This window comes from Paenibacillus sp. P4_A9 (assembly GCF_056402415.1).
On the sequence record NZ_JBFUHL010000032.1, the window covers coordinates 25,042 to 39,308 of the forward strand.

General features: G+C 45.7%; 12 protein-coding genes. All 12 read left to right on the forward strand.

Annotation, left to right across the window (positions count from 1 at the left end):
- The 12 genes from AC1DVJ_RS19275 to AC1DVJ_RS19330 all read left to right on the forward strand — a co-directional run bounded on the left by AC1DVJ_RS19275 (position 1) and on the right by AC1DVJ_RS19330 (position 14,267).
- Positions 1–1,014 carry a zinc-dependent alcohol dehydrogenase gene (locus AC1DVJ_RS19275; protein ID WP_477592852.1) on the forward strand — a complete coding sequence of 338 codons (1,014 nt, stop codon included), beginning with the start codon at positions 1–3 and terminating at the stop codon, positions 1,012–1,014.
- A 16-nt stretch (positions 1,015–1,030) separates the two neighbouring features.
- The gene (locus tag AC1DVJ_RS19280) at positions 1,031–1,798 is read left to right on the forward strand and encodes an SDR family NAD(P)-dependent oxidoreductase (RefSeq protein WP_477592853.1); all 768 of its coding nucleotides are present in this window, start codon (positions 1,031–1,033) and stop codon (positions 1,796–1,798) included.
- A complete protein-coding gene (locus AC1DVJ_RS19285; RefSeq protein WP_477592854.1) occupies positions 1,795–2,052 on the forward strand; it encodes a YciI family protein in 258 nt (85 codons plus the stop codon). Before AC1DVJ_RS19280 ends, AC1DVJ_RS19285 begins: the two co-directional genes overlap by 4 nt.
- Entirely contained in the window at positions 2,052–2,966 is a 915-nt protein-coding gene (locus tag AC1DVJ_RS19290) for an aldose epimerase family protein (RefSeq protein ID WP_477592855.1), read from the forward strand. Before AC1DVJ_RS19285 ends, AC1DVJ_RS19290 begins: the two co-directional genes overlap by 1 nt.
- A 20-nt stretch (positions 2,967–2,986) precedes the next feature.
- Complete coding sequence (locus tag AC1DVJ_RS19295) at positions 2,987–4,144, forward strand: oligogalacturonate lyase family protein (RefSeq protein ID WP_477592856.1); 1,158 nt, start codon at positions 2,987–2,989, stop codon at positions 4,142–4,144.
- Entirely contained in the window at positions 4,141–5,574 is a 1,434-nt protein-coding gene (locus AC1DVJ_RS19300) for a sulfatase family protein (RefSeq protein WP_477592857.1), read from the forward strand. The genes AC1DVJ_RS19295 and AC1DVJ_RS19300 overlap by 4 nt, the downstream gene beginning before the upstream one ends.
- An 18-nt stretch (positions 5,575–5,592) precedes the next feature.
- A complete protein-coding gene (locus AC1DVJ_RS19305) occupies positions 5,593–7,824 on the forward strand; it encodes an RIFT barrel domain-containing protein (protein WP_477592858.1) in 2,232 nt (743 codons plus the stop codon).
- A gap of 32 nt (positions 7,825–7,856) precedes the next feature.
- A complete protein-coding gene (locus AC1DVJ_RS19310) occupies positions 7,857–8,720 on the forward strand; it encodes a fumarylacetoacetate hydrolase family protein (protein ID WP_477592859.1) in 864 nt (287 codons plus the stop codon).
- Between the two features lie 42 nt (positions 8,721–8,762).
- Positions 8,763–9,638 (forward strand): SMP-30/gluconolactonase/LRE family protein, encoded by an 876-nt coding sequence (locus AC1DVJ_RS19315; RefSeq protein ID WP_477592860.1) that lies wholly within the window; start codon positions 8,763–8,765, stop codon positions 9,636–9,638.
- 36 nt (positions 9,639–9,674) lie between these two features.
- Positions 9,675–10,835: a glycerate kinase gene (locus AC1DVJ_RS19320; RefSeq protein WP_477592861.1), complete on the forward strand. Its 1,161-nt coding sequence runs from the start codon at positions 9,675–9,677 to the stop codon at positions 10,833–10,835.
- Between the two features lie 818 nt (positions 10,836–11,653).
- Positions 11,654–13,201, forward strand: a complete 1,548-nt coding sequence (locus AC1DVJ_RS19325; protein ID WP_477592862.1) for a spore germination protein — start codon at positions 11,654–11,656, stop codon at positions 13,199–13,201.
- Complete coding sequence (locus AC1DVJ_RS19330; RefSeq protein ID WP_477592863.1) at positions 13,179–14,267, forward strand: GerAB/ArcD/ProY family transporter; 1,089 nt, start codon at positions 13,179–13,181, stop codon at positions 14,265–14,267. The genes AC1DVJ_RS19325 and AC1DVJ_RS19330 overlap by 23 nt, the downstream gene beginning before the upstream one ends.

The window sequence follows — 14,267 nt, forward strand, 5'->3', positions numbered from 1 at the left end:
ATGAAGACACTGGTATATAACGGACCGAGGCAATTAAGCATTAAGGACATGGAAGATCCGCGCGCGCTTCTAGGAGAGGCCATCATTAAGGTCGAGGCCGCAGGGATTTGCGGCAGCGAATTGGAAGGTTATCTGGGTCATAGCAGTGTGAGAATTCCGCCGTTAATTATGGGGCACGAATTTTGTGGCACGATTGTTGACATCCATCATGGAGCAGGCTCAACTCTAGGTTTTTCCATAGGAGACAAAGTTGTAGCCAATCCGCTTATTTCTTGCGGCTCTTGCGACCGTTGCATAATAGGCAAGCGCAATCTATGTCGTCATCGTGAACTGATAGGGATTCATCGGCCAGGCGCTTTCGCTGAGTACGTGACTGTACCTTTAAGCAGCTTGTATTCAATACCCAAGGAAATGGATTCCTCTGTTGCCTCGTTGGCGGAGCCGCTAGCGGTATGCATCCATGCAATAAAGCTTGGTCTTCCGTATTTGGATGATCTCATTATTTATGGAGCAGGGACGATAGGCTTGCTGACTTTGCAGGCGGCATTGAATATGGGTGCGAATAAAGTGTTGGTCGTGGATCGGCAGGAAGTGCGGCTGAATCATGTCAAGCTTCTGGGTGCTGAGGTTGCGACGCCTGAACAAGTGGAAGACAAAGTGACTGAGCTGTTCGCTCAGTGGGGAATCGATACGATTATTGATTGCGTCGGTGCAACCGCAGTAAGACAGCAAGCGCTGCAACTCATTAATCCTGGTGGAAACATCGTTCTGGTTGGCTTAGGAAGCGATGAATCTCCAATGAAATTGAATCATCTTGTGCGGCAAGAAGTTAACATTCTTGGTTCCTATTCCTATACCGATGCGGATTTTAAACATGCGGTGCAGATGCTGGTCAGCGGGAAAATCAGAACGGAAGGTTGGCTGGCGAAACGTAGTTTGTCTGATGGAGACGACAGTTTTCAGGCTTTAGTGGAAGGTAAAACAGCATTCAGCAAAATTATATTACAACCTTAATAAGGAGGCTGATACCATGCGTTTTGAGAAAAAAGTTTTCATTGTTACCGGCGGCGGAACCGGCATAGGCCGAGCTACTTCCCTACGTTTGGTCAAAGAAGGAGCCAACGTCGTCATTGCCAACCGTTCTGAAAAGAACGCCATGGAAACGTTAGAGCAGATGGAAGGCTCGGCAGGAAAAGCTATTTTCGTCAAAACCGATGTGGGACAGTCTGACGATATACAGAGAGTGATCCAGACTGCTGTTGATACCTATGGCAGGCTGGATGGCATTGTCCATAGCGCTGCGATCGAATCCTTGCTTGGAGTTGTAGATTTGTCCGAGGAGGAGTGGCACAACACGATCAATGTGAATTTAACATCCGCCTTCTTGTTAGGCAAGTACGGCATTCCACACATGATAAACAGTGGTGGAGGCGTTATTATTAACGTCGCTTCCGTTCACGCGCAAGCAACAATTTCAAACTATGCAGCTTACGCAGCTTCAAAGGGTGGGCTGATGGCTTTGACAAGAAGTATGGCAATCGATTATGCAAAAAAGGGGATTCGCGTCAACGCGGTTCTTCCAGGCGCGACAGATACTGGCATGTTGAACAGATATGCGGAATTGGGCGGAATGCATGGCGCTGATTTAAGTGAGGAATGGAAAGACGCCCAGCCGCTGGGACGCATAGGAAAACCTGAGGAAGTTGCCAACCTTATTTGCTTTATGGCAAGCGACGAGGCGCCATTTATGATTGGCACAGGTGTAGTTATTGACGGAGGGATGTTGGCTGAACTATGAAACAGTTCATTGCGATTTTACCGATGCTTGACGAGGAAAAGAATCAGCGCCATCGACCGGCCCATTTGGCTTATCTGGAAGACCTGGAAAAGAAGGGCTTCATTTATCTCAAAGCTCGTTTTGTAGACGGATCCGGAGGCATGGTTATTTACAACGCTCATTCCTTGGAAGAAGCTGAACAGCTTGCCACTCAAGACCCATTCGTAATCCATGGCGCGCGCTCATGCGAATTTCACGAATTGCTCATTGTATGATGGAACAAATCCGCTTAGAAAATGAGTACCTGTTGATTGATATTATTCCTGCACTCGGAACTAAAATCTGTTCGCTCATCAATAAAAAGACGGGAAAACAATGGATGGATCGACCTGAGGGAAGGGGGGAGTTTCGCGAACCTAGCTACGGCAGCTTGTGGGAGGAATGGGATCGATGCGGTTGGGATGAATTATTTCCAAGCATAGATAGCTGTTCTTATCCGGTTGATCCATGGAAACATGTCCGAATTCCCGATCATGGGGAAGTATGGGCCATGCCGTGGGCGTGCAACAAAGTTTCCGACCTAGAGATGCATGCTGCTGTTCATGGACGTCAATTACCTTACATACTGGAGAAACATCTGGTCTTAAAAGGTAGTCAGGTGCATTTTGCTTATCGTTTAACCAATTTGAGCGAGCATGATATGCCTTATTTATGGGCTCCACATCCCATCATCGCTGCTACGGAATCTATGCGCATCTGTTTGCCGCCATCCGCCCACCAAATCGTAACGACCGTTTCGTTAGATCAGCGTTTGGGAAAATGGGGCATGGAACATGCATGGCCAGCATTTATCGGCGAGGACGGGACCGAAGTAGCAATGAATATGATGCCTGCCCGCAATTCCGGCGTAGCCGATAAGTTTTATGTTAAGGCACCCCTTCAAGAGGGGTGGTGCTCCGTTCTCGAGGAAGATACCGGAGAACAATTTAAACTTATTTTTGATGTGAAAACGATACCTTATTTGGCTTTTTGGATAAATGGCGGCGGTTGGAAGGATCATTATCACCTTGCGCTGGAGCCAGCGACAGGGTATTTGGATAATTTGAGCATTGCTCATGATTTGAAAAGCTGCTTGTCCGTGCCGGGCGGCGGCGTCAGAGAGTGGGAGTTAATGTTGGAAATCAGCTAAAAGCATAAGGAGTGAGCCCATTGATAGGTAAAGTATATCCATCGGAAAAACAATCGTACCACGATGAAAAAACGGGAAGACAGGTGTGGCAACTGACCGAAGGCTCCTCCAACAATGTTCATCTTTATTTTACGGACAATTCATTTACGTTGGGAGATGAGGAGATTTACTTTCTCTCCGATCGCGGCAGTGACAGGGGGCTGTACAACTTTTTCAAGATGGATCTGGCTTCAGGTTTTATTACACAAATGACAGATGAGCCCGAAGGAGTCGGCCATACCGGCTTTAGCACGAAGACGCCAGATAGCGAGTTGTTAGTCTACGTTTGCGGCAACAAGATCAAAAAAGTCAATACCCGAACGGGAGAGATAACCGTTGTCTACGAAGAAACAGAAGGCATGACGTTATGGTCTCCTTTTATAAGTCCTGATAAAAAGCTGTTGGGCTTTTGCCGCAATGAGGATGTATCCATAACCTACGGCAACAACTATGCCGGCTTCAAAGAGACGATGTACGCGATCAAACGGGGCTTTGTAACGATTGCCCATATGGATGGCTCTAAGGTCTATAATGCTTTCGAAGATACCCACTGGCTGGGGCATTTCCAATTTTCCCCTCATAGCAGCGATCTTGCCATGTTCTGTCATGAGGGTCCGTGGAACCAGGTTCATCAACGTATGTGGCTGCTGGAAATTTCCTCAGGTAAAGTAACTCCCTGCTTCAGGCAGGAGGAGGACGATTCCGTAGGGCATGAGTTTTGGACGCGAGACGGTTTGATTTTCTTCGATAATCGCAGAAAAGGGCATGACGGCACCATTACCTCGAAGCGAACGCAGGCTACGATTGTTGCGGAGGAAAACGGGCAAAGGCCTTATATCGGGTTGGCTGATGAGAAAGGCGAAGTGATCAAGACGATACCGATGCCGCATTACTGCAACCATTATCATGCCAACAACGATAACAGCCTATTGGTCGGGGATGAAGTTGATGACATTGTCCTCATTGCACTGAACAACGGCCAAACGGAGCTGGAAACGTTATGTACGCACCAAACCTCATGGGGCTCCCAGATGTCGCATTGCCATCCGACGTTTAGCTGGAAGGCTGACAGCATCTTATTCGCCTCCGATCGAAGCGGAACGATACAGCTCTATTTAACGGAGGTAAATTTAAAATGAAAAAAAAGAATTTATTGTTTATTACAACGGATCAACAAAGACAAGATTCACTACCATGTTATGGGTTGGATTTTATGAAAACGCCTAATCTGGATTGGATTGCTGGCAATGGCATGGTATTTAACAATTGTTATGTGACAGCTCCCGTATGCGGACCCAGTCGGTCAGCTATGATGTGTGGGCAGTATCCTTCTGTCGTCGGGACATTATCCAACGATACCAATCTTCCTGAAGGGACACCGGTATGGCCCGAGATCGTTGGCAGGGAAGGCTATCAAACGGCTGCGATTGGCAAAATGCATTTTACTCCTTGGGATCAACTAGGCGGTTTTAAAGAGCGAATTATTTGTGAGGATAAACGGCACTTTTATTTGCCGGATGACCACTATACATTTCTTAAACACAACGGATTGGATCGATCGAGTCCAGTTGAGTTTCCTGAATACCAGGAATCACTCGGAGCACCTTATTTTATTCATGAAAAGAAATTTCACCCCGATGTATTTGTTGCAGAAAGCGCGGCACAATGGCTGGGAACGAATGGCGATGAGCCTTTTGCCGTTTGGGTTAGTTTTCCAAGCCCGCACGATCCCTATGACCCGCCTGAAGAAATGAAGGATATGTATGAAGAATGTGAGATTCCTGAGCCGATTCAAGGTTCTGTAGAATCGAACTATATGTTAGAAGAACAATTGGCATTCTGCAGGGATACGGAGAATAATTCGGTTTTCCGAATTGATCCTACGAAGGCAAYCCCCGAGCAAATTAGAAGATGGCGGAAGCATTACTATGCGACCATCTCTCTGATCGATGAAGGCATTGGCAAGATGTTGGATGTATTAAGGGAAAAAGGCGTGCTGGAAGATACGTATATCGTGTTTACAAGCGATCATGGGGATGCGCTGGGTGACCATGGTTTATCGTATAAATATTTCTTTTACGAATCGATGGTCAAAGTTCCACTTCTTGTGTATGGACCTGGTATCTCGAAAGGCAGCACATGCGATTCCCTGGTAAGCACGGTTAATCTGATGCCGATGTTCTTGGATATATGTCAGGCGCCCAAACCGAAAACGGTTCAAGGAAAAAGCTTAATGGCATTAATCGAGAACCCTGAGAAGCCCATTAATGATTACGTTTTTAGCGAATTTTTAGGACGTTCCATGGTGTATGACGGTAGATATAAATATGTTCATTATATTTCTGGTGGCGAAGAACTGTTTGATGTACAGGAAGATCCACAAGAGATTACTAATAGATCGAAGGATGATACTTTGTTTGGCATAAAGAGCGATCTGAAAAGCAAACTGATTGAGCATATGTTGGAATGCCAAAGCTTGCTTAAACAAAGAACTACGGTAGAAACCCATCCTGAACGGAAGAGAATTGATGACGAGTACAAACAGATGAGAATGAGTATCAAGAATTAGAGGAAAAAGGAGAATACTATGAACATTTCATTGAGTTTTGAGAAGCTTTCCAAGTTTCCACGCCATGAAGAACCAAGCACGATTGCTGTTCCTTTTGCGGAAGGAATTTTGTCCGATAGCTCAAAAGTTTCTGTTCTAGACGGCAACGAGATCGTACCGACTCAGACCAGAGTAACAGCTACGTGGCCAGATGGCTCCGTGAAATGGCTGCTGCTGCACTTCCTTGCGGATCTTCCGGCCAATCTTGGCAAACAATTCGCTATATCAACGGATTGTAAAACTGTTTCGCCATCGGAACCGGTCAGGCTTGAGCAAAGAAATGGATCGTGTGTGATCACTACAGGTGAGATGGAAGCCGAGTTGTCAGCTCCGGGCGAAACAGGCTTATTCAAATCGTTGAAGCTTAAAGGTGGTTTACCCACGCATAGCGTAGTAGGGCCGTCGCTCCGAGATGCATCGAACCATGAGTATGTATGCGAAATTTCCGCTGAAGGCTGGCGCGTTCTCGAATCTGGTCCTGTTCGGTGCTCTGTTGAAGCGAAAGGAAAGCATCTTAGCACGGAGGAGAATCGCTGGTTCGATTTCGTTGTCCGGGTCTATGCGTTTGCCGGAAAACCGTGGTTGATGATCGATTATCAGATCATCAACAAGGAGTTGGAAGAAGAGCAGGTGATTCATGCTGCCGAGCTGCGTATTCAATCTGCTCAGGACATTCAGCAATCCGAAAAGCTTCGACTGGGAATCAGCCGCTTCGGAGCTGATAAAAGGTTGTCTAAGAGCGGAGTGACGGGGGAACGGTTGTCGTATACCTTTACGGCCGAATCTATTAAGAAAGAATTTATCGATGACATACCGGAAACATTTTGCGGTACATTCTGGGCAGATATGAATGAAGAGAATCGCGGTGGAATTAGTGTTACGCTGTTCCAGGCACAACAAAATTTCCCTAAATCATTGGATGTTACATCCGCAGAAATAAACGTGGGCATCATCCCTGCTGGACATCCAATCACTATGCTGCAGGGTATGGCCAAAACCCATCGGTTTTTCCTGCATGTGCATGGAGCGGAAGAAACACTGGAGCAGGTTAACGTGCGCAGTCTGCAAATGCAGATGCCGGATCATCCCGTGCTTGAGCCCGGAGCATACGAGCGTGCTGGTATTATCGAGCCAATCCCAAGCGATCAATTCATCGACTGGGTAGAACGTGGATTTTATAGAATGGCGGACGGCCGTGCAAAAACCTTCGGCATGCTGCATTGGGGCGATGCGCCTGACAAGGGCTATACGTTCCAAGGTAGAGGCGGTGGAGATTGGGTTTGGGTTAACAACGAGTATGACCTTCCGCATGCCATGATGCATTTGTTCGCGAGAACCGGAAGGAGAAGATTCTATGATTACATGCTGAGGGGCGCTGAACACTGGATGGATGTTGATATCTGCCATTTTAGCGAAGATCCTTTGCGTCAATCTGGGCAAATCATGCATTCAGCAAAGCATGTAACGGGCAGTGTGAAAATATGTCATGAATGGGTTGAAGGCCTACTTGATTATTATCACATGACTGGCGAACAATCCGCGCTTGTGGCCGCCATTGGTATTGGTGACAACATATGTAGAATCCTTAGTACTCCCCGATATCAAGGTGAGGGAGGGATTGCGGCTAGAGAAAGCGGATGGGCGCTTCGCAGTCTGACAGCCTTATATAATGAAACCTATGAAGACAAATGGCTGCATGCGGCAGATCGCATTGTCGATCATTTTGAAACTTGGAAAAATAAATACGGCACATTCTTGTCTCCCGCTACGGATCATACGGTTTATCGGTCAGGCTTCATGATTTGCGTGGCTGTCAACAGCTTGATGCGCTATTATCGAATCCGCCCACAGGAACGGATCAAGCAAATGATCGTGGACGTGATGGACGATTATCTAGAGCATTGCTATGTGAAAGAAACGGGCTTATTTTACTATAAAGAGTTACCTAGTACGCAGAAACTTCACAGCAATCCGATCTGTCTAGAGGCGTTGTCTCATGCCTATGAATTTACCGGCAATGTGAAGTTTCTGGAAGCGGGTCGAGCCACGTTCCGCGAAGGCATTGATATCCGAGATGGAGAGAGAGAGAATAGAGAAATCTCCGGCGATGCACTCATTTTCTGGGGAGATAGTCCGAAGAAGTTTGCGCAATACTACTACCCGATCTTCTATTATTATCACACAATCATAAAGGCCGACTTCAAAATATAAAATCGGAATGAATCAGAGGAGACAAAAATACTATGAAACTGCTGCAATTTTACACAAAGCATAACCCCAATATGTTGCAAGTCGGAGTTTTAAAAGACGAGAATACGATTCAAGCATTAAACGTATCTGGCAGTGCACGTGATGTGATACGTCAACTTGCCGATTCTGGCAAGAGTGCCAAAGAATACCTCACTGCACTTGCGGAAAGTGGCTCTGTTTATCCTTTGGAGGATGTCAAACTAGCTTCACCTTTGACGGATCCGGAGAAAATTATTTGCATTGGACTCAACTATCACGATCATGTCATCGAATCCAATATGCAGGTGCCTAAAGTTCCTGTACTTTTTCCAAAGTACAACAACTGTTTAATAGGGCACCAGCATCACATTACGATTCCGAGGGAAGTCTCGCAATGTGATTACGAAGTTGAACTTGCAGTCGTCATTGGCAGAACGGCAAAAAGGGTAACCAAAGAAGAGGCTATGGATTACGTTTTCGGATATACGGTGTTGAATGACGTCAGTGCCCGCGATATTCAGCTTAACGAACCACAATGGACTCGTGGGAAGGCGATAGATGGGTTCGCGCCGACAGGTCCRTGGATTGTTACTTCGGATGAGATTGAAAACCCAGGAAGCCTGAACATTTCACTGACGTTGAACGGACAAGTGATGCAGAATTCGAACACGAAGGAATTAATTTTTGATGTTCCGCATTTGATCTCGTTTCTTTCTAATACGATTACGCTTCAACCTGGTGATATCATCAGTACGGGAACACCACCGGGAGTCGGAATGGGCAGGAAGCCTCAGGTATGGTTGAAGCCTGGTGATGTTGTTGAAGCGACGGTTGAGGGAATTGGTACACTGCGAAATACTTTTGTAGCAGATTGCTAATGGTGTGGTGACAGAGAATGTCTGGAAGGGGTGCTCGTTATAGTGGCTTATTCGCTTAGAGTAGTTGCAGACGTTAAAGCATTATTAGGAGAGGGTCCCAGTTGGGACGCACACAATGGATTATTATTTTGGGTAGATATCCTAAGCAACAATCTATATGTCATGGAACCAGCTTCCAGACGGCAGAATGTTTATCACTTCGAACAAGCATTAAGTGCGGTAGTACCGAGTAAAAACGGTGGTCTTCTAGTTGTCACGAATAAGGGCTACCATTCACTTTCGTTAGAGGATGGAAATCTGACACCTATATATGATCCTGAGGAACATATTCCTAACAATCGTTTCAACGATGGAAAATGTGATCCGCAGGGGCGGTTTTGGGCAGGCACGAAAGACCTTGACGATGCTCCGGGAATGGGAAGCGTATACTGCCTGGATACAAACTTTGAGTGCCGCAAGAAGCTGGATGACGTCACGATTTCGAACGGGTTAGCTTGGAGTCCGGATAATAAGACGATGTATTATATCGATAGCGCGTCAGAACAAGTGAAGGCCTTTGATTATGACAATTTAACGGGGAATATCACGAATCCTCGCTGTGCAATTGATTTCAAATCTGTTGAGGGTTGGCCAGATGGAATGACTATAGACACAGAAGGCATGCTATGGATTGCGCATTGGAATGGGTGGCAGGTCTCCAGATGGAACCCGAATACGGGGGATTGTCTCGAACTTATTCCAGTTCCAGCAGCGCTCGTCACTTCATGCGTATTCGGAGGACCAGAGCTTAGAACACTGTATATTACAACGGCTTCATGCGGTCTTACATCCGAAGAGCTGCTTAGCCAACCTCATGCGGGGGCGCTCTTTGCCGTGGATACCGAAGTGCGTGGAGCCCAGACTTACTATTTTGGGTAAATATCGGAATGGGTTGTCCGACGGGGAGGCTGACTTATGAAAATCGTGATTGCTCCAGATTCGTTTAAAGGCAGCCTTAGCTCAGAAACGGCAGCCAAGGCGATAAGAGACGGAATTCTGCGGGTTATGCCAGAGGCAGAAACTGTCCTTATTCCTATAGCGGATGGAGGAGAAGGAACGGTGGATAGCCTTGTTCAGGTAACGCAAGGCGTTAAGATTTCCGTTCCTGTGAAAGGCCCGCTGCAAGATGAAGTGACGGCTACGTATGGCGTCCTCGGAGACGGCGTCACGTGTGTGATTGAAGTGGCGGCGGCTTCCGGATTAATCTTAGTTCCAGCGGAGCACCAAAATCCAATGGTAACGACAACGTACGGTACCGGTGAATTGATCCGGCATGCGCTCGATCAGGGATATCGTTCCTTCATACTTGCGCTAGGCGGCAGCGCGACGAACGATGGTGGTTGCGGCATGCTTCAAGCTCTGGGCTTACAGCTTTTGGATGAGGCAGGGCGTGAGATTGGCGTTGGAGGACAAGCCTTGCTTCACATTAAGCGCATCGATGCCTCCAGGTGGGATGAGCGCATAAGTGAATCGCAATTTACTGTTGCATCAGATGTCACGAATCCATTTATCGGCCCACAAGGAGCATCGCATGTTTTCGGACGGCAGAAAGGTGCGACGCCGGAGATGGTTGAAGCGCTAGATGGAGCGCTCTCTCATTGGGCCGACATCATGGAAACGCATACCGGTACAGCTGTTCATCAGCTGCCGGGGGCTGGTGCAGCGGGAGGGCTTGGCGGTGCGTTTCAAGCGTTCTTTCCCTCGAGCACAAAACGTGGGATCGATGTGGTGATTGAGATGTCCAAGCTTGATGAGCATCTGCAGGATGCAAATCTCGTATTTACCGGCGAAGGGCAGACGGATGCCCAGACCGCTTTCGGCAAAGCGCCGATGGGGATTGCGCAGGCTGCGGGGCAACTTAGCATTCCGGTCATCGTCCTATCAGGCTCAGTCGGACAAGGGATTGAGAAGCTTTATGAATATGGCATGACGAGTATTCATAGTATCGTGGACGGACCGATATCACTTCAGGAGGCGATGAGTCGTACACCTGAGCTGTTAGCGCAGAAAGCAGAGCAAGTCATGCGTACGTTTTTAGCCGGGAGAAGGAAGGGCATAAATCATTTCAACGAATAAATTAGGAGCTAAACGTATCCATCCTTCTTGAAAGGATATGATCATTATGGATTATTATCGTAAACAAAGAAATTATGGTTGCCGCGTTCATGATCAGTATACCTATATGGGAATGAAGACCCTTGTTTTGGAAAATGAAAAATAAGGCTTTCCATCGAAAAACTGAAGAGTCAATAACTTGTAGACCAAACAATTTCTACAATTTAAAACAAGCTGACGTTGGTGTTGCTTGGACCAATGTCAGCTTGGGACTTTCCGAATATCCAGATTCTCATTACTCACGTGTGCTGATTGTTCGGGATAATGATCAATCCTACGGAATCTCTGTTAATTCCCTTACGCAAATCGTTACAGTTCATGAATACGAGAGGGTTGTGGAGACCTCAAGTGAGAAAAAATCATTTTAAGGGCATTCAAAGCATTTATAAGAAAGAAGACCGTCTCATCCAAGTATTTGACCTTAACCAAATCCTCACACAACTGCGTTTGTCGTTGGGATAAAAGTATAAGGATACCGAACTGGACAAAAGTAAGCGTCAAACAGCCCTCAACTTGAAGACAAGGTGGGGGCTGTTTGACGCTTACGAGCAACACCACATATATGTTCCCGTGGTATCGTAAAATGATGATTTCAACGTCTTGCCTTATTTTTCTGATGGCATTTTATTGGTTGATTGAAAGAATGTAATTAGGATTCCAATGCCCCATACCCTCTTTTCAGGCCATTCGCACTGAAAAGAGGGTATTTTTCAATTAAAAGAGTTGATTGACTTCGTTGGATAACGTTGATAATAATGGGTAAATTAATATAAATTGGAATGAATGTAGGTGGAGCAGAGTTGAGGAATCTTTTAAGTAAAAGTGTTTCGAAGGAAAGTGAAGAAAAAAAACCACTTTTGAAAACGAAAGTTTACCCTACTTTGCAAGAAAATATGGCATACATTCAGAACCAGTTGTTTCATTCAAGTGATCTGAAGTGGCGGAGCATTAGGTTTAATCAATTAGAGGGTTTAATCGTCTTTTTGGAATCCCTATCTGACCAACAGAGGATTCAAGAAGAAATCATTAAGCCCATAGAAGAAATAAAAGAAGGAAACGTGGATGAACTCATTACTTCGATAGAGGTTACGAAGGAAACGGATCTCAATGAGGTTCCGAATGCCCTAGTTCAAGGGAATTGTATATTGTTATTTGAAGGTTTCGTAGAATTTTTTTATGTCGATGTAAAAGCAGTTTATATACGAAGTATATCCGAGCCAGTGAACGAAGGGGTCGTTCGCGGTGCACATGATGGCTTTATAGAGAACCTCATCACGAATCTTTATTTGGTTCGAAAGCGCATTGAAAATCCAAACCTGGTCGTTCGTTATTACAAGGTCGGGAGTGCAACCAGAACAAAATTGGCTCTTCTCTATATGCAGGATCTGGCGAATCCAGATCTGGTCCAAGAAGCGGATCACAGACTCAGTTCCATTGCGATGGACACCGTTATCTCACCTGGATTCATTGCCGAATGGATTGAAGACAACTCATTTTCACTCTTTCCACAAATCTTATTTACGGAAAGACCGGATCGGGCTGTAGCCCATCTCATGGAAGGCCGTGTTGTTATTTTATCGGATGGAGACCCGACCGCGCTCATTGTGCCGGTGACTTTCTTTGCCTTTTATCAAAGCCCGGATGACTATCACAGCAGGTGGATTGTCGGATCGTTCGTTCGATTGATTCGTTTGGGGAGCTTTTTCATAGCATCGCTAGTACCTGCTTTATATATTGCGATTATTGGCTTCCATCCTGAAATTCTTCCAACAAATTTGATTTATACCGTAAAAAGCAGTATTGACGGGATACCGTTTCCACCAATCGTGGAGGCTCTAATTATGCAGATCGCCTTAGAGATACTACGTGAAGCAGGGATTCGTTTACCGAGCCGAGTCGGTCAAACCGTAGGTATTGTTGGCGGCTTGGTCATCGGTGAAGCTATCGTACGGGCCGGATTGGTTTCCTATCCCATGGTAATCGTTGTCGCCTTAACCGCTATTTCGTCGTTTGTAGCCCCGTCTAGTGAAATAAGTACGGCGACTCGCATACTGAGCTTCCCTCTCATGATTCTGGCCGCAATGTTCGGTTTGATCGGTATCACGTTTGGCCTTCTTATCATCTTAATCCACTTGTGTAAATTAGAATGCTTTGGCACAGCTTATTTCGCGCCTGTTATGCCGCTTCGAATTAGAGATTTGAAGGATGCCTTAACACGTTTTCCAATCTGGAGCATGTATCAGCGCCCCCATGACGCTCATCCCAGAAAGTTAAATAAGGCAAAAAAATCAAGGGGTTGGGAACATGATGATTCCAGAAAAGAGTAGAATTACTCAGGGGCAGTTCATGTTTTTTGTCATCCAGTCTCAGATGGGGGTAGGGGTTTTATCTCTTCCTCATAAAATGCAGGCTATAGCTAAGGGAGGCGGGTGGATTTCAACTTTAATCGCCGGGCTTGCCGTACAAGTGATTCTATTGATTCTATGGGCTCTTTGCAGACGGTTTCCTTCCGATACGATATATAGCTTCTTGCCGAAAATCACTGGTAAACTTGTTGGGAATCTGCTTGGCCTTGTTTATATTGGCTATTTTCTGTTTTCAGCGGGAATAGTTTTATCCAATTTTGCCGATATCATAGGGAAATGGGTTCTCCAAAGTACGCCAAGATGGGCATTATTAATTCTCACCATCCTCACCTGTATGTATTTGGCTAAGGAAAATCTTCGAGTGATAGCCAGATTGTTTGTCATTTCTTCATTATCGATCATTGTAATGGTACTACTTTCCTTGATAGGTTATGTCAAAATGAACATCGACTATATATTTCCTATAATGGAAGAAGGGTGGGTGGGAATATTCGGAGCTGCGAATGAGGCGTTGTTGCCTTTAGTCGGGTATGAAGTGATATTGGTGATTTATCCTTTTGTAGAAGGGAAAAGCGGCGGGAAATTAAAAGCTGCATCGTTAGGGAATCTGGTGATTACCCTTTTTTACACATTCGAGGTGTTTACGAGTTTAGTCATTTTCAGCCCAGCGGTTATKCCCGCGATTTTGGAACCTCTCCTCTATATGCTGAAAGGATTTTCTTTCCAGATCATTCAACGAATCGATTTAATCTTTTTATCTTTATGGGTTTTTGTTGTGAGCACTGTGATTGTCTCTCAGATATATATGGCAACAATGGGATTAGGTCGTCTCTTTCACCAGGGTAAACATAAAAAGGCAGTCCCCTATGCCGCGCTCATTATTTTTATCCTGGCTATGATTGCTCAGGATCCTTCAATCAAAGACCTTTTCGATCGAATGATTAAGTTTTCTCATTATACACTTGTGGTTGGACTTCCTCTGATCCTGCTCATCTTCTCATATCTTACAAGAACAAGGAGAGTATAA